The 19,468-nt window shown below is 75.6% G+C and carries 20 protein-coding genes and 1 pseudogene; 8 read left to right on the top strand and 13 right to left on the bottom strand.

The window, feature by feature from the left end:
* Positions 1-91 precede the first annotated feature (91 nt).
* From ACFT41_RS29665 to ACFT41_RS29675, 3 genes are all read right to left on the bottom strand, one after another.
* Positions 92-1,825: a DEAD/DEAH box helicase gene (locus ACFT41_RS29665; protein WP_377588939.1), complete on the bottom strand. Its 1,734-nt coding sequence runs from the start codon at positions 1,823-1,825 to the stop codon at positions 92-94.
* 207 nt (positions 1,826-2,032) lie between these two features.
* Positions 2,033-2,707: a trimeric intracellular cation channel family protein gene (locus ACFT41_RS29670; protein WP_377588941.1), complete on the bottom strand. Its 675-nt coding sequence runs from the start codon at positions 2,705-2,707 to the stop codon at positions 2,033-2,035.
* 40 nt (positions 2,708-2,747) lie between these two features.
* Positions 2,748-2,966 (bottom strand): DUF3039 domain-containing protein, encoded by a 219-nt coding sequence (locus ACFT41_RS29675; protein ID WP_043962508.1) that lies wholly within the window; start codon positions 2,964-2,966, stop codon positions 2,748-2,750.
* Between the two features lie 87 nt (positions 2,967-3,053).
* Here ACFT41_RS29675 and ACFT41_RS29680 point away from each other — a divergent pair, with 87 nt between their 5' ends.
* Together ACFT41_RS29680 and ACFT41_RS29685 are read left to right on the top strand one after the other, a co-directional pair.
* Entirely contained in the window at positions 3,054-3,980 is a 927-nt protein-coding gene (locus ACFT41_RS29680; protein ID WP_377588942.1) for a pseudouridine-5'-phosphate glycosidase, read from the top strand.
* The gene (locus ACFT41_RS29685) at positions 3,977-4,915 is read left to right on the top strand and encodes a carbohydrate kinase family protein (RefSeq protein WP_377588943.1); all 939 of its coding nucleotides are present in this window, start codon (positions 3,977-3,979) and stop codon (positions 4,913-4,915) included. The genes ACFT41_RS29680 and ACFT41_RS29685 overlap by 4 nt, the downstream gene beginning before the upstream one ends.
* A gap of 69 nt (positions 4,916-4,984) precedes the next feature.
* On the opposite strand, the gene ACFT41_RS29690 is transcribed toward ACFT41_RS29685, so the two are convergent.
* Positions 4,985-5,341, bottom strand: coding sequence for a DUF3099 domain-containing protein (locus tag ACFT41_RS29690; RefSeq protein ID WP_077936787.1), 357 nt, complete (start codon positions 5,339-5,341; stop codon positions 4,985-4,987).
* 127 nt (positions 5,342-5,468) lie between these two features.
* Between ACFT41_RS29690 and ACFT41_RS29695 the strand changes: the two genes are divergently transcribed.
* Both ACFT41_RS29695 and ACFT41_RS29700 read left to right on the top strand, forming a co-directional pair.
* A complete protein-coding gene (locus tag ACFT41_RS29695; RefSeq protein WP_377588944.1) occupies positions 5,469-5,783 on the top strand; it encodes a hypothetical protein in 315 nt (104 codons plus the stop codon).
* Between the two features lie 12 nt (positions 5,784-5,795).
* Positions 5,796-6,110: a hypothetical protein gene (locus ACFT41_RS29700; RefSeq protein ID WP_377588946.1), complete on the top strand. Its 315-nt coding sequence runs from the start codon at positions 5,796-5,798 to the stop codon at positions 6,108-6,110.
* Positions 6,111-6,134: 24 nt separating this feature from the next.
* Here ACFT41_RS29700 and ACFT41_RS29705 read toward each other — a convergent pair whose 3' ends face one another.
* Complete coding sequence (locus ACFT41_RS29705) at positions 6,135-6,719, bottom strand: HhH-GPD-type base excision DNA repair protein (RefSeq protein ID WP_377588959.1); 585 nt, start codon at positions 6,717-6,719, stop codon at positions 6,135-6,137.
* A gap of 150 nt (positions 6,720-6,869) precedes the next feature.
* On the opposite strand from ACFT41_RS29705, the gene ACFT41_RS29710 reads away from it, so the two are divergent.
* A complete protein-coding gene (locus ACFT41_RS29710) occupies positions 6,870-8,357 on the top strand; it encodes a methyltransferase (protein ID WP_377588947.1) in 1,488 nt (495 codons plus the stop codon).
* Positions 8,358-8,403: 46 nt separating this feature from the next.
* Positions 8,404-8,826: a D-aminoacyl-tRNA deacylase gene (gene dtd, locus ACFT41_RS29715; RefSeq protein WP_377588948.1), complete on the top strand. Its 423-nt coding sequence runs from the start codon at positions 8,404-8,406 to the stop codon at positions 8,824-8,826.
* 97 nt (positions 8,827-8,923) lie between these two features.
* Here dtd and ACFT41_RS29720 read toward each other — a convergent pair whose 3' ends face one another.
* Positions 8,924-9,712 (bottom strand): sporulation protein, encoded by a 789-nt coding sequence (locus tag ACFT41_RS29720; RefSeq protein WP_377588960.1) that lies wholly within the window; start codon positions 9,710-9,712, stop codon positions 8,924-8,926.
* Positions 9,713-9,951: 239 nt separating this feature from the next.
* On the opposite strand from ACFT41_RS29720, the gene sigB reads away from it, so the two are divergent.
* On the top strand, positions 9,952-10,968 hold the full coding sequence (gene sigB, locus ACFT41_RS29725) for an RNA polymerase sigma factor SigB (RefSeq protein ID WP_377588949.1): 1,017 nt from the start codon (positions 9,952-9,954) through the stop codon (positions 10,966-10,968).
* Positions 10,969-11,022: 54 nt separating this feature from the next.
* On the opposite strand, the gene ACFT41_RS29730 is transcribed toward sigB, so the two are convergent.
* From ACFT41_RS29730 to ACFT41_RS29740, 3 genes are all read right to left on the bottom strand, one after another.
* A complete protein-coding gene (locus ACFT41_RS29730) occupies positions 11,023-13,581 on the bottom strand; it encodes a GNAT family N-acetyltransferase (protein ID WP_377588950.1) in 2,559 nt (852 codons plus the stop codon).
* Positions 13,582-13,611: 30 nt separating this feature from the next.
* Positions 13,612-14,793 carry an acetoin utilization protein AcuC gene (locus ACFT41_RS29735; RefSeq protein WP_377588951.1) on the bottom strand — a complete coding sequence of 394 codons (1,182 nt, stop codon included), beginning with the start codon at positions 14,791-14,793 and terminating at the stop codon, positions 13,612-13,614.
* A gap of 71 nt (positions 14,794-14,864) precedes the next feature.
* Positions 14,865-15,713, bottom strand: a complete 849-nt coding sequence (locus ACFT41_RS29740) for a sulfurtransferase (RefSeq protein ID WP_377588952.1) — start codon at positions 15,711-15,713, stop codon at positions 14,865-14,867.
* A 156-nt stretch (positions 15,714-15,869) separates the two neighbouring features.
* On the opposite strand from ACFT41_RS29740, the gene ACFT41_RS29745 reads away from it, so the two are divergent.
* Positions 15,870-16,553, top strand: a complete 684-nt coding sequence (locus ACFT41_RS29745) for a metal-dependent transcriptional regulator (protein WP_377588953.1) — start codon at positions 15,870-15,872, stop codon at positions 16,551-16,553.
* A 109-nt stretch (positions 16,554-16,662) separates the two neighbouring features.
* On the opposite strand, the gene ACFT41_RS29750 is transcribed toward ACFT41_RS29745, so the two are convergent.
* The 4 genes and pseudogenes from ACFT41_RS29750 to ACFT41_RS29765 all read right to left on the bottom strand — a co-directional run bounded on the left by ACFT41_RS29750 (position 16,663) and on the right by ACFT41_RS29765 (position 19,388).
* On the bottom strand, positions 16,663-17,214 hold the full coding sequence (locus ACFT41_RS29750) for a hypothetical protein (RefSeq protein WP_377588954.1): 552 nt from the start codon (positions 17,212-17,214) through the stop codon (positions 16,663-16,665).
* Positions 17,215-17,328: 114 nt separating this feature from the next.
* Positions 17,329-17,571, bottom strand: coding sequence for a DUF5522 domain-containing protein (locus ACFT41_RS29755; protein WP_377588956.1), 243 nt, complete (start codon positions 17,569-17,571; stop codon positions 17,329-17,331).
* 76 nt (positions 17,572-17,647) lie between these two features.
* Complete coding sequence (locus ACFT41_RS29760; RefSeq protein ID WP_377588957.1) at positions 17,648-18,364, bottom strand: class I SAM-dependent DNA methyltransferase; 717 nt, start codon at positions 18,362-18,364, stop codon at positions 17,648-17,650.
* 80 nt (positions 18,365-18,444) lie between these two features.
* Positions 18,445-19,388: pseudogene (locus ACFT41_RS29765) on the bottom strand (DUF2332 family protein).
* Between the last annotated feature and the right edge of the window lie 80 nt (positions 19,389-19,468).

The following is a 19,468-nucleotide window of genomic DNA, read 5'->3' on the forward strand; positions in this document are numbered from 1 at the left end:
GCCCGGTGATCAAGAGGTTTGCGTCACGCATCGGCGCAGAGATGACGCAAACCTCTTGATCACCGGCGCCCCAGGCGGGGCGGGGGCGGGGTCAGAGGGTTTGGACCGTGGCTATGCGTTCCTCTAGTTGTTCGATCGTCGCCTGGGCGCTGGGCGGGCCGCCGCAGAGGCGGCGCAGCTCGGCGTGGATCTTGCCGTGCGGGAGGCCGGTCCGGTGATGCCGCGCCGCCACGAGGGCGTTCAGCTGCCGCCGTAGCGCCACCCGACGCTGGGCGGCGCTCATGGGTTGGGGTGGGACCGCGGTGGCCGCAGGGACCGGCTCAGCGGCCCGCTCGGTGGCCCGGCGGCGCTGGGCGGCCAGCTGCTCGGCCTGCCGCTTGGTGAGCAGCAGGGAGACCTGGTCGGCGGTGAGCAGCCCGGGCAGCCCCAGGTATTCCTCCTCCTCGGGGGTGCCGGCCTGGGCGGCGGTGCCGAAGGACGCGCCGTCGAAGATCACCTGGTCCAGCTCGGCCGTGGCGGACAGGGCGGCGAACCGCTTCTCCAGCTCCCCGCTGGCCTGGTCGTCGCGCTGGGCGCGCTCCAGCAGGTCGTCGTCGAAGCCCTCGCGGTCCTTCGGCTTGCCGAGCACGTGGTCCCGCTCGGCCTCCATCTCGCTGGCCAGCCCCAGCAGGTGCGGGACGCTGGGCAGGAACACCGACGCGGTCTCCCCCGGGCGGCGGGCCCGGACGAACCGGCCGATGGCCTGCGCGAAGTAGAGCGGGGTGCTGGCGCTGGTCGCGTACACGCCGACCGCGAGGCGGGGGATGTCGACGCCCTCGGAGACCATCCGGACCGCCACCAGCCAGCGCTGGTCGGACGCCGCGAACGTCGCGATCCGGGCGGACGCGCCCTGGTCGTCGGAGAGGACCACCGCGGCCTTCTCGCCCGTCAACCGCTCGATCAGCTTCGCGTACGAGCGGGCGGTCTGCTGGTCGCTGGCGATGATCAGCCCGCCGGCGTCGGGCATTCCGGCGTTGCGCAGCACGGCCAGCCGGGCGTCGGCGGCCCGCAGCACCTGCGGCATCCAGTCACCGGCGGGGTCCAGGGCGGTACGCCACGCCTGGGCGACGAGATCCTGGGTCATCGGCTCGCCCAGCCGGGCGGCCAGCTCGTCCCCGGCGTTGGTCCGCCACCGGGTCTCCCCCGAGTACGCCAGAAAGAGCACCGGCCGGACCACGTTGTCGCGCAGCGCGTCGGCGTAGCCGTAGACCGAGTCGGCGCGGGAACGCAGCAGGCCGTCGCCGCCCCGCTCGTAGGCGACGAACGGGATCGGGTTGTCGTCGGAGCGGAACGGGGTGCCGGTGAGCATCAGCCGGCGTACGGCGGGCTCGAACGCCGCCTTCACCCCGTCGCCCCAGGTGCGGGAGTCGCCTGCGTGGTGGATCTCGTCGAGGATGACCAGGGTGCGCCGGGTCATGGTGCGCCGCCGGTGCACCTGGGGCGCCATCCCCACCTGCGCGTAGGTGATCACGGCGCCGTGGAAGTCGGCGGAGGAGTGCAGGTCGGCGTTGCGGAACGCCGCGTCGAGCTGGATGCCGACCCGGGCCGCCGCCTGCGCCCACTGGGTCTTGAGGTGTTCGGTGGGGGCGACCACGGTGACCGCCTCGACGGTGTCGTCGGCGAGCAGCTCGGCGGCGATCCGCAGGGCGAAGGTGGTCTTGCCGGCCCCGGGGGTGGCGACCGCCGTGAAGTCGTCGGTGCCTCGTCGCAGGTACTCCACCAGCGCCTTGCGCTGCCAGGCGCGCAGTGGTGGGAACGTCTCTAGCGCCGGCGTCCGGGCTGCCACGCGTCAGGCTCCTCTCCGTCCGCGCGACGGCGGGCCCCGGTCGAGGGCCACGGGTGCCGCCGCCCATGAAAACGCCCTCGCGCAGCGGGTGCCGCGAAGGCCGGCTCAGCATAACCAGCGCGGGCCGGTGGGCCCAGGCGACGCCACGCTGGTCACATCCGCACCGCCGGCCACGGCGACCACCGGCGACGGCGGCCTCACCGAGGGTCAGGAGCGGGGCCCCGGCACGGGGTCAGGACCCGGGCCCCGCGCGCCGGTGCGGGGTGGGCGGAGCGTGGCCACCGGGGCGGACCAGCGCCGCCGCAGCGACACCAGGCGCAGCGCGAAGACGAACACCGCCGCGGCGGTCAGCCCGGCGGCGTCGGCCCGGCCGAACGCGTCGAGCAGCGCCACGGCGACCGACCCGGCGAGGGCCGCCACCGCGTAGATCTCCCGGCGCAGCACCACGGGGATCTCGCCAGTGAGCAGGTCCCGGCCGAGCCCGCCGCCGATGGCGGTGAGCATTCCGATGACGCACGCGCCGACCGCCGGCACCTGCGCGTCGAGCGCTTTGATGGTGCCGGTGACGGTGAACAGCCCGAGGCCGGCGGCGTCGAGCACCAGCACGGTGGTGCGCAGCCGGGCGAGCCTGGGGTGCAGCCAGAAGGTGGCAGCGGCGGTGAGCGCGGCGGTGGCGGCGTACCGCCAGTCGGCGAAGGCCAGCGGTGGCACCTCGTCGATCACCAGGTCGCGGAGGATCCCGCCGCCGAGCGCGGCGACGAAGCCGACGAAGACGACGCCGAACAGGTCGAGGCGCTTGGCCACCGCCGCGGAGGCCCCGGAGGCGGCGAAGACGGCCACCCCGGTCAGGTCGGCGAGGAGCAGGGCGGTGGAGGTGGTCACCGCCGAAGGTTACGTGGGCGGCCGCGAGGGCCGCCCGCGGTCACTCGCCCCAGGACTCGTAGATCTCCTTGCACTTCGGGCAGACCGGCGAGCCGGGCTTGGCGGCCTTGGTCACCGGGAACTTCTCCCCGCAGAGCGCGACGACGAAGGTGCCCATCACGGCACTCTCGGCGATCTTGTCCTTGCGGACGTAGTGGAACATCTCGGGACCGGTGTCGGCGTCCTTCAGGTCCGGACGTTCGAGAACCTGTGTGTTCACTTCTGCACCTCCAACTTTCCAGTTTGGCAGGTCGACGTGGCCGGGTCCACCGCAGGCCACCCCTCCCCGGCCCGTACCGTAACGGACGTGAACAGCTTCCACATCCGCCTCGGCGCCGAGGTGGCCGCCGCCCTGCGCGACCGGCGCCCGGTCGTCGCCCTGGAGAGCACCATCGTCTCGCACGGCCTCCCCCGGCCGGACAACCTGCGGGTGGCCCGTGAGATCGAGCAGGCCGTCCGCGCCGCCGGGGCGGTCCCGGCGACCATCGGCATGGTCGGCGGTCAGCTCGTGGTGGGGCTCGACGACGCGGAGCTGACCCGGCTCGCAGGCGTCGACGGGGTGAGCAAGCTCTCGGTGCGCGACCTCGCGGTGGCCGCCGCGACCGGCGCGGACGGGGCCACCACGGTCGCCGCCACCAGCACGGTGGCCGCCGCCGCCGGGATCGGGGTCTTCGCCACCGGCGGGCTGGGCGGGGTGCACCGGGAGGCCGCGACGACCTTCGACGAGTCGGCCGACCTGGGCATCCTGGCCCGCACGCCGATCGCCGTGGTCTGCGCCGGGGTCAAGTCGATCCTCGACGTCGGGGCCACCCTGGAGCGGCTGGAGACCCTCGGCGTCGCCGTGGTCGGCTACCGCACCCGGCGGTTTCCCGGCTTCTATCTCACCGACGCGGGCTTCGACCTGGACTGGTCGGTCGACTCGCCCGAGCAGGTCGCCGACGTGCTGGCGGCGCGGGACGCCCACGGGGTGCACGGCGGGGGGCTGATCGTGGCCAACCCGCTGCCGGCCGACGAGCAGCTCGACCCCGCCCTGCACGACCGGACGCTCGCCGAGGGCCTCGCCCTGCTGGAGCGCGACGGGGTGACCGGCAAGGCCGTGACGCCGTACCTGCTCGCGTACTTCCACTCCGCGACGCGCGGCGCGAGCCTCGCGGTGAACGTGCGGATCATCCTGCGCAACGCCGACCTCGCCGCCCGGATCGCGGTCGCCGCCGCGCGCCGCGCCGCCGCATGACCGCACCGCACAGCCGCTCGACCGCACCGGGCCGCGTGACCGCGGCGGGCCGGATCGTCGTCGTCGGCGACCTGATCACCGATGTGGTGGCGGTGCTCGGTGGACCGCTCGCCACCGGATCCGACACCCCGGCCACGATCCGGGTCACCGGCGGCGGGCAGGCGGCCAACACCGCCGCCTGGCTCGCCGCCCAGGGCGTGCCGGTGACCATGGTCGGCGCCGTCGGCGACGACGACGCGGGGCGCGACCGGGTCGCCGAGCTGGAGCGGGCCGGCGTGGACTGCGCCGTCGAGCGGCACGTCGGCCGCACCACGGGCACGGTGATCGTGCTCACCGGCGACGGCGAGCGCACGATGGTGACCGAGCGGGGGGCGAACCTGCGGCTGGGCGCCGGGCACGTCGACGCCGCCCTCGCCGGGGCCCTCGACGTGCGGCACCTGCACCTGTCCGCGTACCCCCTGTTGGACGCCGGGTCGCGCGGCGCCGGGCTGCGCGCGCTGGCCGCGGCGCGCGAGCGTGGGCTCACCACCAGCGTCGACGCGGCGTCCGCGGCGCCGCTGCGGCGGGTGGGCGCGGCGGCCTTCCTGGCCTGGGTACGCGACGTCGACCTGCTCCTGGTCAACGCCGACGAGGCGGCCGTGCTGGCCGGCGGGCTGGACCCGGCGGCGCAGGCCCGGGCGCTGACGGCGACCGCCCGGCGGGTGGTGGTGAAGCGGGGCGCGGCCGGGGCGGTGTGGGCGGACCGGACGGCGACGGTCAGCGTGGCCCCGACGCGGCGGGTGGCGGTGGCCGACGTCACCGGGGCCGGCGACGCCTTCGCGGCCGGGCTGCTGTCGGCCTGGCTGGCCGGGGCGGGGCCCCGGGCGGCGCTGGACCGGGCCGGTGACCTGGGCGCGCTGGCCGTGTCGACGATCGGCGCGCGCCCGACGGGCTGACCGGCGGCCGCCCGGCGCGGGCCGGCCGCCTCCCCGGCGCCGTGCCAGCCGACCGCCGGTGCCCGCCGGTCAGGGCTCGGCGTCGATGACCTTGTGCGGGCGCTCCTCGGCGGCCAGGCTCATCGGCGGGGCAGGGTCGGTGTGCCGGGGCTGGAACCGGTTGGCCAGCCGGTGCTTCTCCTTCGGCGGCCGGTCGTTGGCCAGCAGCACCGCCAGCCACGGGATGAGCACCATCCCGAGGCCGCACAGCGGCAGCCAGAGCCAGAGCATGGGTGCCTGCGCGCCGACCAGGATCGCGCCGACGATCACGCAGGCCACCCGGACGCCCATCATCACGACGTAGCGGCGCTGCCGGCTGGTGAGCTGGTCGTCCTGGCTGCGGGCCGCGTCGGTGATCAGGATCGGCTGGTACGCCTGACGCTTCACCACGAAACCTCCAAGAGGGATTGCCCCCATCCTGTCACCCCGGGGCGTCGGTCAGTTCGCCCCGGGGTGTTGATCAGCGAAAATCGACTCGTTCCGGCTCGTGTTACGCCCGTGGTACGCTCCGCTCGTGGGCAGCCGGTTCAGCTTCACCGACGAGGCGTTGGCCAACCTGCGGGTCTACGACGTCACGCCCGGGGAGGTCTGGGAGGCACTGCACAGCCCGCGGCGGGTCATCCGGCACCTGGGCGACGACGTGATGGTCGTCTACGCCGCCGCGCGCCACGGCAGGCGGCTGGCCGTGCTGCTCGCCGAGGCCGACGGCACCGACAACGACTGGGACGTGCTCTCCGCCCGGGAGCTGACCGACACCGAGGCCAAGCGCTACGACGAGGCCGTCCGCCGGTTCCCCGACGACGACACCGTCCGCAGATTCCGCCGATGAGGAGGCGTGGCGATGAACCGTAACGACGCGACCAAGCAGTTCCACGGCGGCGGCGACGACCCGATCGCCGAGCTGATCGACGCCGGCGCGCCCATGGAGCTGCCCACCCCCGACACCGACGTGCCGATGGTCAGCCGCTCGGTACGGCTGCCGCTGGAGACGTACGAGCGGGTGCGGGCCGCCGCCGACGCCCGGGGCATCGGGGTGACCACGCTGATGCGGCAGTGGATCGAGGCCGGCCTGGCCGAGCTGGACGACTCGGCGACGGTCTCCCTCGCCGACGTCCGGCGCGCCCTCGCCGCCCTCTCCCGACCCACCGCCGCCTGAGCGGTTCGCCGGACGCGGGTCGCCTCAGCCCTTCGCGGCCCTCGCCTCCGCCTTCATCCGCTGCTTGTGCTCGCGCACCCGGCGCAGCGAGTCCGCGTCGGCCACGTCGGCCACCGACCGGTATGCGTCGGCGTCGCCGTAGTCGCCGGCCGCCTCCCGCCAACCGTCCGGCGTGACGCCGTAGCGCTTGCCGAGCAGCGCGACGAGGATCTGCGCCTTCTGCCGACCGAACCCGGGCAGCTCGGTGATCCGGCGCAGCAACTCCCGCCCGTCGGCGACGTCGGCCCAGAGCCGGGCGGCGTCGCCGTCGTACCGGTCGACCAGCACCCGGCACACCTCCTGCGTCCGGGTGGCCATCGCCTTCGGGAACCGGTGCAGGGCCGGCGGCTCGGCGAAGACCGCCACCAGCGCGTCCGGGTCGTACCCGGCCAGCTCGCGGGCGTCCGGCTCGTGCCCGAGGCGCTGCGCCAGCACGTACGGCGAGGAGAACGCCTTCTCCATCGGGACCTGCTGGTCGAGCGTCATCCCCAGCAGCAGGGCCAGCGGGCTGCGCTCCAGCAGCCGGTTGGCCTCGGGGTCGATGGGCAACGAGAACGTCATGCCGTCCATCCTGCCCGCCCGCCGCCCGGGGACGACGCCGACGCCCCGACACCCCGGTTCCCCGCCCACCTCCCCAGCCACCTCCCGCCGGCCGCCCCGGCGGTTGGATTTCGGGGCGGCGGTGACGATGTGCGTCGGGACGGAGGGCAGGATGGCGACGTGGACGAACACGACATGCTGCTCTCCCCCGCCGGCGTCGAGGCGCTCCGGACGGCGCTGTCCCGCGCCGCGTACACCTCGAACGGCATCGCCGACCGGCTCGGGCCGCAGGCGACCGGCGGGATCGCCCGCAACGACTTCCGGGCGGCCCTGCGCGCCACCGTGGACCGCGACCCGCTCGCCACCCTCATCCGGGTGTTCATCTGCGACCAGACCGAGCCGGAGGCCGCGGTGGCCGCCGCGCTCGCCCCGCTGACCGTGGCCGAGGCGCTGGCCGGGGGGCTGGTCGAGCGGCACGGCGACGGGCTGCGTGCGGGCGTCGACCTGGAGCCGTACGCCGACGACTGGTGGGTCCTCGCCGACCTGCCCGTCAGCTCGCGGCCGGGCCGGCCGCTGCACTCCGAGCACGTGCTCGGCATCGGCGGGGCGACCCAGACGCTGATCGGGGCGGCCGTGCGCCGGCCGGTGGAGACCGCGCTGGACCTGGGCACCGGCTCCGGGGTGCAGGCCCTGCACCTGGCCACCCACGCCCGCCGGGTCACCGCCACCGACGTGTCCGAGCGGGCGCTGCGCTTCGCCGCCACCACGGCGGCGCTCAACGGCCAGGACTGGGAACTGCTCCGCGGGGACATGGTCGCCCCGGTCGCCGGTCGCCGGTTCGACCTGGTGGTCAGCAACCCGCCGTTCGTGGTCGGCCCGGGCACCACCACCCACGTGTACCGGGACTCGGGCCGGGTCGGCGACGCGATCGGCGCCGAGCTGGCCGCCGCCGCCCCGGGGCTGCTCACCGAGGGCGGCACCATGCAGTACCTGGCGAACTGGGTGCACGTCGCCGGTGAGGACTGGGGCGAGCGGGTGGCCGGCTGGTTCGCCGGCACCGGCCTGGACGCCTGGGTGATCCAGCGCGAGGTCGCCGACCCGATGGCGTACGTCAACCTGTGGCTGACCGACGTCGGCGAGGCCGCCGACCCGCACCGGGCGGCGGCCTGGCTCGACTGGTTCGACGCGCACAAGGTGGAGGCGGTCGGCTTCGGCATCGTCTCGCTGCGCCGCGCCGGCCACGCCGACCCGGTGGTGCGGGTGGAGGACCTGCGGCAGCGGGTGGAGCCGCCGCTGGGCGACCGGGTCGCCGCCTGGTTCGACCGCCAGGACTGGCTCCGGGTACGCGACACCGAGGCGCTGCTCGCCGCGCGCTACCGGGCCGCCGAAGGTCTCCAGCTCCGGCAGGAGGCCACCATGGGCGACGAGGGGTGGGCGGTGGACCGGCAGGTCATCGCGATGCCGCACGGGCTGCGCTGGACCGAGGAGGTCGATCCGCTGGTGCTGGCCCTGGTCGGCGGCGCGGACGGCCGGCTGCCGCTGCGCGACCAGCTCGCCCTGCTCGCCGCCGCGCACGACGTGACCCCGCAGGAGCTGGCCGAGGCGGCCGGCCCGATCGTGGCGCACCTGGTGGAGCGCGGCATCGTCGAGCCGGTGACGGCGGCCTGATGCGGGCGGTCGAGCTGGTGCGGTCGCCGACGCGGGCCGTGGGCTGATGCGGGCGGTCGTGCAGACCGTCGGCCGGGCCAGCGTCGCGGTCGACGGGGAGGTCGTCGGCACGGTCACCGACGGGCTGCTGGTGCTGCTCGGCGTGACCCACACCGACACCCCGGAGACGGCGCGGACCATGGCCCGCAAGATCCACGAACTGCGTATCCTGGACGACGAGCGCAGCGCGGCGGACACCGGCGCCGGCATCCTGGTGGTCAGCCAGTTCACCCTCTACGGCGACGCCCGCAAGGGCCGGCGGCCGAGCTGGACCGCCGCCGCCCCCGCCGAGGTGGCCGAACCCCTGGTCGAGGCGGTCGTGGCGGCGCTGCGCGACCGCGGCGCGCCGGTGCAAACGGGCCGCTTCCGCGCCCACATGCTGGTCGAGAGCGTCAACGTAGGCCCCCGAACCCTCCTCCTCGACCTCTGACCCCTGCCGCCGGTGATCAAGAGGTTTGCGTCAGCCGGGGCCGGAATCATGACGCAAACCTCTTGATCACCGGGAGGATCCCGGGGGATCCCGGGGGTCAGAAGAAGAGGCCGCGGGTCTGGATGGACTGGCGGAGCCAGGCGTCGAGTTGGGCGGCCCAGTCGGTGTCGTGCGCCGTGGCGTGGTCGACGGAGAAGCGGCCAAAGGCGTCCCGGCCCTCGCTGAGGACGCCGCCCCGCTTGTCGATCTCCAGCACCACCTGCACCTGCTGCGGGTCGGTGACGAAGGTGACCTCCAGCTGGTTGATCGCGCGGGCGTACTGGGGTGCCGGGTAGAACTCGATCTCCTGGTAGAACGGCAGGTGCTGGCGTACCCCGTAGATGTGGCCCCGCTCGACGTCGGCGCGCGCGAACCGGAAGCCCAGCCGCAGCAGCGCCTCCAGCAGCGCCTCCTGGGCCGGCAGCGGGTGCACCGCCACCGCGTCCAGGTCGCCCTTGTCGACCGCCCGCGCCACCTCCAGCTCCGTACGCAGCCCCATCGTCATCCCGTGCAGGTGCTGCCCGTACAGCTCGGTGAGCGGGGTCTCCCAGGGCACGTCGAAGCGGAACGGTACGTCGTACCGCTGCCCCGCCTCCAGCCGGAACGCCCCCGTGACCTGCTGGCGGTGGAACTCCTGGGTGGTCTCGTAGTCGCTGTCGCCGCTCTCCACCTCGACCCGGGTGACCAGGCCCAGCGCGACGTAGTCGATGTCGACCGCGTGCTCGCCGCCGGCCACGTGGACGACGCCCTCCAACTGACCGCCCGGACGGCAGTTCGGATTGCTCAGCACCGTCTCCACCGACGGGCCGCCCACACCCATCGCCTGCATGAGCCGCTTGAAGACCACGACGCCCTCCACCCTCTCGAAGACCGGTCGCATTGGCGTCCGACCTGCTGATTCGGCCCGAACGGCCGACTGCCGGCACGGTAGCCGGGCCTGGCAAGGTCAGGGGCCCGGACACCCCTATCCGCTGTCGGTTCCCCGATCGCCTCACTCCCGTTTCACGTCCCGGTTGCCAGAGTGTGAGTCACCGGCGCCACTGGGCCGGCATCGCGGCACCGACGTGGACACGGGGAGAGACAGAGATGGTCCTTCAGATGATCGAGAACCAGATCGGCCCGGCCGTCACCATCGACGCCGAGGCTGCCGCCGACACCCTGACCGACCTGGACGCCACCGACGAGCGCGGCGTCTCCACGGACCTGGTCCGGGCCTACCTCAACGGCATCGGGCGCACGAAGCTGCTCACCGCCGAGAAGGAGGTGGTGCTCGCCAAGCGGATCGAGGCCGGGCTGTTCGCCGAGGAGAAGCTCGCCACCTGCACGCCGGTCTCGATGGAGCTGCGCGCCGACCTGGAGATCGTCGCCGCCGAGGGCCGCACGGCCAAGGACCACCTGCTCGAGGCCAACCTGCGCCTCGTGGTCAGCATCGCCAAGCGGTACACCGGTCGGGGCATGGCGTTCCTCGACCTCATCCAGGAGGGCAACCTCGGCCTGATCCGGGCGGTCGAGAAGTTCGACTACACCAAGGGCTTCAAGTTCTCCACGTACGCCACCTGGTGGATCCGGCAGGCGATCACCCGCGCGATGGCCGACCAGGCCCGCACCATCCGCATCCCGGTGCACATGGTCGAGCAGGTCAACCGGATGGTCCGGGCCCGCCGCGAGCTGGCCGTCACGCTGGGCCGCGAGCCAGGCATCGCCGAGGTCGCCCGGGCCATGGACGTCCCCGAGTTCCAGGTCATCGAGCTGATCTCGTACGACCGCGAGCCGGTCAGCCTCGACCAGGCCGTCGGCGAGGACGGCGAGAGCGCCCTCGGCGACTTCGTCGCCGCCGTGGGCCCGGCCGTCGAGCCCGGTGCAGCCGCCGCCGACGGCGAGCTGCGCAACGAGGTGCGGATCGTGCTCGCCACCCTGTCCCAGCGGGAGCAGGCGGTGATCCGGCTCCGCTTCGGCCTGGACGACGGCCGGCAGCGCACCCTGGACGAGGTCGGCAAGGAGTTCGGCCTGTCCCGGGAGCGGATCCGGCAGATCGAGAAGGTCACGCTGCTCAAGCTGCGCGCCCCGGAGCGGGCGCAGCGGCTGGAGGCGTACGCCTGCTGACCGGGCACCCGTAAGGAAGGGCCCCGGCGGTTCGCCGGGGCCCTTCCTTCCACCTCACAGGCGGCGAGGGCCGGTGTCGGGGCGGGTGCCCGCCGCGCCCACGCCCACCGCGGCGTGCAGCACCGAGATGCCGTCCGGGCGGGCCAGCACCGGGTTGAGGGTGAGCGAGCGCACCCGGGGCTGCTCGTCGGCGAGCCGCCCCACCCGCAGCAGCAGCTCCACCAGGGCGGCCCGGTCCACCGGGGCGGCCCCCCGGTGCCCATGCAGCAGCGGCGCCGCCCGGGGCGCGGCCACCAGCTCGGTGGCGTCGGCGTCGGTCAGCGGCACCGCCCGCCACGCCCGGTCGCCCAGCAGCTCGGTGGCGACGCCGCCGAGGCCGAAGCCGACCACCGGCCCGAACGCCGGGTCCTCCACCAGTTCCACCACGCACGCCACGCCCGGCGGGACCATCGCCTGCACCAGGACATCCGTGCCGAAGACCGCCGACATCTCCGCGTACGCCCGGTGCACCGCCGCCGCGTCGGCCAGGTCGAGCCGGACCGCGCCGAGGTCGAGGCGGTGCCGCAGCCCGGGGGCGGCGGCCTTCAGCGCCACCGGGCAGCCGAGCGCCCCGGCGGCGGCGACCGCCTCGTCGGCCGAACGCGCGGGCACCGACGGCACCACGTCGATCCCGTACGCGCCCAGCAGCCCGGCCGGGTCGGACCCGTCGACGCGCAGCGCGGCGGACGCGGCGGCGGCGTCGATCCGGGGCAGCTCGGGCAGCGCGCCGGGCGGGCGGCGCAGCCAGTCGGCGTACGTGGCGACCCGGGCCAGGGCCCGCACCGCCTCCTCCACGCTCGGGTACGCCGGCACCCCCGCCGGGACGCGCCCGGCGAGGAAGGTGGCCACCACCGGCTTGCCGGCGTCGAGCGCGCCGGGCAGGGCTGCGGCGAAGTCGGCCTCGGTGTCGGTGAGCTGCCCGGGCAGCGGCGGGGCGAAGACCGCGACGAGGGCGTCCACATTCTCGTCGGCGGCGGCCACGCCGAGCGCGGCGGCGAACTCGGCCGCCCCCGCCCGGGGGCCGACGTCGGACGGATAGCCGGCGGCCACCGTCAGCCCCTGGGCGGCGCAGGCGGTGGCGGCCAGCCCGGTCAGCGCCGAGGAGTTGCCGACCACGGCGACCCGCCGCCCGGCGGGGCGCGGCTGGTGGGCCAGCAACACGCCGACGTCGAGCAGTTCCGCGACCGTGTCGACCCGGATCACCCCGGACTGGGCGAACAGGGCGCTGACCGCGACCGCGTCGGGGCCGGGCACGTCGCCGTTCAGGCCGGGCGGGCGGGCCGACGACGCCAGCGCCACCACCGGCTTGTCCCGGCCGATCCGCCGGGCCAGCCGGGCGAACTTGCGCGGGTTGCCGAACGTCTCCAGGTACAACATGATCACGTCGGTGCCGGGGTCGTCCTGCCAATATTGAAGCAGGTCGTTGCCGGAGACGTCGGCCCGGTTGCCGGCCGAGACGAAGCTGGACAGGCCGAGGCCCCGGCGGGCCGCCTCGGCGAGCAGCGCCACCCCGAACGCACCGGACTGGCTGAAGATGCCCACCCGGCCGGGGGCCGGCAGCGCGGGGGCGAGGGTGGCGTTGAGGCGTACCTGATCGGCGGTGTTGGCCACGCCGAGGCAGTTCGGGCCGACGACCCGCATGCCGGCGGCGTGCGCAGCGCGGACCAGGGCCCGCTGGGCTGCCGCGCCGGCCGCGCCGGCCTCGGCGAAGCCGGCCGAGATCACCACCAGGCCGTGCGCGCCGGCCGCCGCCGCGTCGGCCACCACCGCGCCCACCGCCTCCGGGGCCACCGCGACCACCGCCAGGTCGATCGCGTGGCCGGCGTCGACCGCCGACGGGTACGCGGGCAGCCCCGCCACCATCGGCGCGCTCGGGTGCACCGGCACGACCGGCCCCGGGTAACCGCCGTCGCGCAGGTGACCGAGCAGGGCCGCGCCGACGCCCTGCCCGGTGGCGCTCGCGCCGTAGACGGCGACGCCCCGGGGGGCCAGCAGCCGGGCGATGGAGCGGGCCTCGGTGCGATGCTCCCGGCCGCGCTGCACCGCAAGCGTCGCCTCGGTCGGGGCGATCGGGAAGCTCAGGTGCACCACGCCGTCGGCGTACTGGCGTTGGACCTGGTAGCCGAAGTCGGCGAAGACCCGCAGCATCGCCCCGTTGGCCGGGAGCACCTCGGCGACGAAGCGCACGATCCCGGCCCGCCGGGCCGCGTCGGCCAGGTGCTCCAGCAGCACCGAGCCGATCCCCCGCCCCTGGTGGGCGTCCTCCACCACGAAGGCCACCTCGGCCTCGGGGGCCTGCGGGCCCAGCCGCTCGTAGCGGCCGACGGCGACGATCCGTTCCCCGGCGAGCACCACCAACGCCTCCCGGTCGGAGTGGTCGACGTGCACGAACCGGTGCAGGTCCCGCTCGGGGATGCGCGGGTACGGCGAGAAGTAGCGCAGGTAGCGGGTGCGCTCGGAGAAACGGGCGTGCATCGCCACGATCCCCGGCGCGTCGTCCGGGCGGATCGGTCGCAACCCGACGGTGCTGCCGTCGCTGAGCAGCACGTCCACCGGCTGGTCGACGGTGGTCACCGGTTCCGGCCCCTCCCCGGGCGCACCGGCTCAGTCCCGCGGGTCGTGCGGGTCGAGGCCGAGCAGGGGGAACACCGACTTGCGGGTGGCGGCGATGGCCCGGTCCACCGAGTTCGGCTCGCCGGTCGGCTGCCACGGCTCGAATGCGGGGTCGGCGTCGTCGGTCATCCGCAGCGGCACCTCCCGGCCGGGGCGGCGGGCGGCGGCGAGAGCACGCCAGCCGGGCGGGGTGAGCGTCGCCGGGTCGATCGGGTCGCCGGTCGCCACCGCGAGCAGGTGGGCCCAGGCCCGGGGCACCACCTCGACGAGGGCGTACCCGCCGCCTCCGGTGGCCACCCAGCGGCCGTCGCACAGCTCGTCGGCCAGCGCCCGCAGCGCCAGGTAGGTGGCGCGCTGCCCGTCGACGCTCAGATGCAGGTCGGCGAGGGGATCCAGCCGGTGCCCGTCCGCCCCGCACTGGGTGACGAGGAGCTGCGGCCGGAACGCGCGCAGCACCGACGGCACGACCGCATGGAACGCGCGCAGCCAGCCGGCGTCGTCGACCCCGGGCGGCAGCGGCACGTTCACGGCGCTGCCCTGTGCCCCCGGCCCGCCCGTCTCGTCGGGGAACCCGGTGCCGGGGAACAGCGCGAGCGGGGTCTCGTGCAGGCTGACGGTGAGCACCCGGGGGTCGTCCCAGAAGATGGCCTGCACGCCGTCGCCGTGGTGCACGTCCACGTCGACGTACGCGATCCGCTCCGCGCCGAGGTCGAGCAGGCGGGCGATGGCCACCGCCGGGTCGTTGTAGACGCAGAACCCGGCGGCGCGGGCCGGCATGGCGTGGTGCAGCCCGCCGGCCACGTTGACGGCCCGCCGGGCCTCGCCCCGCCACACCGCCTCGGCCGCGGCCACGGTGGCCCCGGCGATCAGCGCGCTGGACTCGTGCATCCCGTCGAAGACCGGATTGTCCGACGTGCCCAGCCCGAACCCGGCGAACAGCGGGTCGCGGGGGGCGGCGCGGACCGCGTCGAGATAGCGCGGGTCGTGCACCCGGGTCAGCAGGGCCTCGTCGGCCGGCTCGGGCCTGGCCAGGCGCACCCCGGGCCGGCCCAGGACGCCCAGCTCCCCGGCGAGCGCGACGGTCAGCTCGACCCGCACCGGGTCGAGCGGATGGTCACCCATGTCGTAGGCGAGCAGGGCCTCGTCCCACACCACCACCGTGTCCTCGGACATGGGGCCATCGTCGCACGGCCACCGACACCGCCCACCGCACGCGCTGCTCTCCAGCGCCGGGGTGTCGGCGGTCAGCCGCCGGTGGCGACGGGTCGGGAGTCGTCGGCCACCCAGTTGCTCCACGATCCGACGTAGAGGGCCGCGTCGGGGCGGCCCGCCAGGTGCAGGCCGAGGACGGCCTGCGCGGCGGTCACCCCGGACCCGCAGTACGCCCCCACGGGCGCGGCGTCGGCCACCCCGGCGGCGGCGAACCGCTCCCGCAGCGCCCCGGCGGACGGGAAGCGGCCGTCCGGGCCGACGTACTCGCCGGCAGGCAGGTTCACCGCACCCGGCACGTGCCCGGCCACCGGGTCGACCGGCTCGTGCTCGCCCCGGTAGCGCGCTGCGGCCCGCACGTCGAGCAGCGTGCCGTCGCCGGCGGCGGCGAGCGCGGCGGCCGAGTCGGCGTCGAGCACCGGCAGCCCGCCCGGGCGGACCGTCACGTCCCCGGGGGCCGGGGTCGGCTCGTCGGTCGACACGGGCCGGCCGGCGGCAGTCCACGCCGGGAAGCCGCCGTGCAGCACCCGGACCGGCCGGTGCCCGGCCCAGCGCAGCGTCCACCAGGCCCGCGCCGCGCCGAGGCCGTCGCCGCCGTCGTACACGACGACGGGGTGACCGGCGCGGACCCCGGCAGCCCGCAGCGCGGCCTGGAGGACGGCCGGGTCGGGCAGCGGGTGCCGGCCGGCCGCGCCGGGCGGCCCGCACAGCGCGGCGTCCAGGTCGACGAAGACCGCGCCGGGGAGGTGCCCGGCGGCGTGGTCGACGCGGCCGGACGGACCGGCGAGCCGCCAGCGGACGTCGAGCAGGGTGGGCGGGTCGGCGGAGTCGAGCTCCGCCGCGAGCCGGTCGGCCTCGACCAGCAGCTCCTCGGTACCGGACATGGCGTCCAGTCAACACCATCCGGGCGGTCACCTCGCGATTCGGCGAGGGGCCATGTCGGGCGGCCGGGGTACCATCGACCTCCGGGAGGTCGCCGACGTGAAGCACCTGGTCGACACGAGTGGGCGCGGAACTACCTCCGCCGAGAGGGGTAATCGATGCGCCACGATCTAGTGGACACGACCGAGATGTACCTGCGCACCATCCTCGAGCTCGAGGAGGAAGGCGTGCCGCCGCTGCGCGCCCGGATCGCCGAGCGGCTGCGCCAGAGCGGCCCCACCGTCAGCCAGACCGTCGCCCGGATGGAACGCGACGGGCTGCTCACCGTCGAGGGCGACCGGCACCTCGCGCTGACCCCGCTGGGCCGCGCGTCCGCCGTGTCCGTGATGCGCAAGCACCGGCTCGCCGAACTGCTGCTGGTCAACGTCATCGGGATGCCCTACGAGGAGGCCCACGAGGAGGCCTGCCGGTGGGAGCACGTGATGAGCGACGCGGTGGAGAAGCGGGTGTACGACCTGCTCAACCGCCCCACCCGCTCCCCGTACGGCAACCCGATCCCGGGCCTGGAGGAGCTGGGCACCCCCGAGCAGCCGACCGACGGCAGCGACGGCGAGCGCAACCTGGCGTTCCCGGGGCTCACCGGCACGGTGGTCGTGCGGCGGATCTGCGAGAGCGTGCAGACCGACGCCGACGTGCTGCGGCAGCTGCACGCCGCCGGGGTCGACCCGGGCGCGACGGTGACCGTGGCCCAGGAGCGCGACGGCGTCTCCATCGACCGCTCCGGTGACCGGGTCCGGCTGCCCCGCGAGGTCGCCTCCCGGGTCTTCGTCGCCGCCCACTGACCCACACCGCACCCCCCTGGGCCCCACATTCGTCCGGGCCCACGTCCGTCCGGGCCCGCCCCGGCGGGACCGTCTCCGGCCCGGGTCCCGGCCCCGCCCCGGGCGCGGCTCACAGGGCCCGGGTGTCGACCGTTCCCGCCAGGGCGACCAGCTTCCCGGCCAGCTCGTCGGCGGCGGCGCGCTCGGTGCCCTTCGGCAGCGTCCAGCGCAGCACCGCCAGCCGGTCCTCGGTGGCCAGCCAGCCGACCTCGGCGACCGGCCCCTGCCCCTTCGTCGCCGCCCCGGTCCGCCGGTAGGCGGCCTGACCCAACCGGCTGACCTTCCGGGCCCCGGCAGGCTGCACGTCGGCAGTGAAGTCGGCCACGTCGATCGACGTGTCGGTGACCGTGAAGGCCAGCTCCGGCAGCAGCGCCCGCCTCGCGCGCAGCACACAGGTGCGGGTGTCGTCGCGGGCGCTGGACGCCGCCACGTCGAACCGTTCCCCGGTGTGCTCCTCGACCACGGCGAAGTCGAGCAGCTGGCAGGCGCCGCCGGAGGACGCCGCCGGGACCTCGACCGCGGCCGGCGCGCCCCGGGGCACCGCCACCGGCTCCGCCGCCTCCGCCCCGCACCCCGCCACCAGCAGCACCGACACGCCCGCCAGGCAGATCCGACTGCGCACGCCAACCTCCGCGCTCCCCGGCGGTTCCCGCCGATGTCCGCCCGACACCGTACGGGTAGTCCGCCCCGGGCGGAAGCCCACGGCCGGTGGTGGTCCGCGCCGGACCGGAGGACCTCAGTCGGCCACGTACGGGCAGTGTCGACACCCTCGCCCGCAGCAGGTGCCCCGGCGGGCCAGGAAGCCGGCGGTCAGCACGAACAGGCCGGTCTCCGGATCGGGGTAGCCGGCCTGCCCCGCCGCGAGGGCGGCGGCGTGCGCGGCGAGGATCCGCCCCCGGTGCGGGTGCTCCGGCGGCAGCCGCGACGGGTGCGGCTCGGCCAACGGCCGTGCCGCCAGCGGAACCCGCTCTCCACTCACCGCAGCAGTGTAAGGAAGGGCCCCTTCTTAACAACCCTCCGCGCGCTCCCCCGCGCGCCCGGTGCGGCTGCCGCGCCTACGCCGGGTCGGCGTGGCGCGGGCGGCGGGCCAGCAGGTACGCCTGAGGGCTCCGCTCGTAGTCCTCAGGCTCGCGGACCAGGCGGGCGTGGACGACGAACCCGGCGGCGGTGAGCTGCGCGGCGATCCGGCCCGGCGGCAGCCAGTGCACGTCGTAGGAGACCGTGTGGCCGTACGCCTGCTCCAGGCGGATCCGCTCGTCGCCGGCCTTGAACGCGAGCAGCAACTCGCCGCCCGGGGCGAGCGCCCGGTGGAACTCCGCGAAGACGGCCGGCAGCAGTTCCGGCGGCAGGTGAATGATCGAGTACCACGCGACGAGGCCGGCGAGACCGGCGTCGGGCAGCGGCAGGCCGGTCATCGAGGCGACGGCGAAGCGCAGCCCCGGCCAGGATTCCCGGGCCACCGCGACCATCCCCGGGGACAGGTCGAGGCCGGCGACGTCCAGCCCGAGACCGCGCAGGTGGGCGGTGATCCGGCCGGTGCCGCAGCCGACCTCCACGACCGGCCCGGCACCGGCGCCGGCCTCCGCCACCGACCCCACATCGGACGCCGCCGGCCGGGCGGTCCCACCGCCGCCGACCAGCTCGGCGAAGGCGGCCAGCAGGGCCCGCTCCAACGGTTTACGCCCCAGCTCGCCGTGGATCAGCCGGGCGTAGTCGACGGCCACCGTGTCGTACGCGGCGCGGGTCTCCCGCAGCCAGTTCGGTCCCCCCATGACCGGCGACCCTAGCCGCCAGCGGGCACCACGCGGGTGCCCGGGTGCGGCGCGCCGACGCGGGCAGGATGGGCGGGGCGTCACGCGAACCAGGTGACCGCCTGACCGTGCGGCCGGGTCCAGGCCAGCGGGATGCCGTCCAGCGTGAGCACGTTGTGCAGCGTCCCGCCCGGCGGCTCCGGCAGCGCGTCGTGCCTCAGCACCTCCGGGGTCTCGTTTGCGAGCCAGTGGCCGGGCAGTGTGCGTACCAGATCGGCGAAGGCCGCCCGGCGCGCAGCCGGCACCTGGTAGAGCACGCTGGTGTGGAACACCACCAGGGTCGCGCCCGCGGGCGCCCGCGCGGCCAGCGCCGGCAGGTCGTCGACGAGATCGCCGCGTACGAGCAGCGGCGGGTCGGCCGCGGCCACGGCCGACGCGGCCCGCAGCCGGGCGCGGCGGTGCGCGTGCTCGGGCCAGACGAGGGCGTCGAGCCAGGCGGCGTCGGCGGGGTCGGTCACGTCAGGTCCAGCCCGGCCCGCCACGCCACGTCGGGCCGGCGGGTCGGCGGCGCGGCACCGGTGAGCGCGCAGTCGAGGACGGGCTCCCCGGTGCCGAGCCGGTGGCCGCCGTAGCGGTAGGCGTACCGGTCGGGGTAGAGGCACAGCCCGGCCGACGCACCGACCTCCAGCAGCGCGAGGGGCTGTGGCAGCGCGGCCAGCACCGGCAGGAGCGCCGCGCACCGGCCGGCCTCGTTGGTCTGGGTCGCCCGGGTACGCAGCTGCGCCGCGACCGCCGGCCAGTGGGCCGCCGTGAACTCGCCGAACGCGGCCGGGTCCTCGACGGGCCCGCCGAGCAGTCGGACGACGGCGAACAGCAGATTGGGCTGTCGCCTGGCGGCCGGGACCGTGCCGAGCAGCGCGAGCAGGCGACCGTCGCGGGCGACGGCGTGGGCCAGGCGCTCGTACGCGGGCGACACCCCGCGCGCCTCGCGGTCGGCGAACTCGACGTAGCTGGCGGCGATCGCCGCATCCACACCTGTCGTCATCGACGAAGGCTAGCCGCTCTGCGGGGGTGTACCAGGGTGTCCTTCGCCACCGCAGGCGTTGACAAGGCGCCTTTCCTTAC

This window comes from Micromonospora sp. NPDC057141, from assembly GCF_042670805.1.
Lineage (GTDB): Bacteria > Actinomycetota > Actinomycetes > Mycobacteriales > Micromonosporaceae > Micromonospora.

Coding starts and splice junctions, on each gene's coding strand:
- ACFT41_RS29685 (WP_377588943.1), top strand. CDS start 3,977: ATGACCGCACCGCACAGCCGCTCGACCGCACCGGGCCGCGTGACCGCG.
- ACFT41_RS29700 (WP_377588946.1), top strand. CDS start 5,796: ATGAACCGTAACGACGCGACCAAGCAGTTCCACGGCGGCGGCGACGAC.
- ACFT41_RS29705 (WP_377588959.1), bottom strand. CDS start 6,719: ATGGACGGCATGACGTTCTCGTTGCCCATCGACCCCGAGGCCAACCGG.
- dtd (WP_377588948.1), top strand. CDS start 8,404: ATGCGGGCGGTCGTGCAGACCGTCGGCCGGGCCAGCGTCGCGGTCGAC.
- sigB (WP_377588949.1), top strand. CDS start 9,952: ATGGTCCTTCAGATGATCGAGAACCAGATCGGCCCGGCCGTCACCATC.
- ACFT41_RS29735 (WP_377588951.1), bottom strand. CDS start 14,793: ATGTCCGAGGACACGGTGGTGGTGTGGGACGAGGCCCTGCTCGCCTAC.
- ACFT41_RS29740 (WP_377588952.1), bottom strand. CDS start 15,713: ATGTCCGGTACCGAGGAGCTGCTGGTCGAGGCCGACCGGCTCGCGGCG.
- ACFT41_RS29745 (WP_377588953.1), top strand. CDS start 15,870: ATGCGCCACGATCTAGTGGACACGACCGAGATGTACCTGCGCACCATC.
- ACFT41_RS29760 (WP_377588957.1), bottom strand. CDS start 18,364: ATGGGGGGACCGAACTGGCTGCGGGAGACCCGCGCCGCGTACGACACG.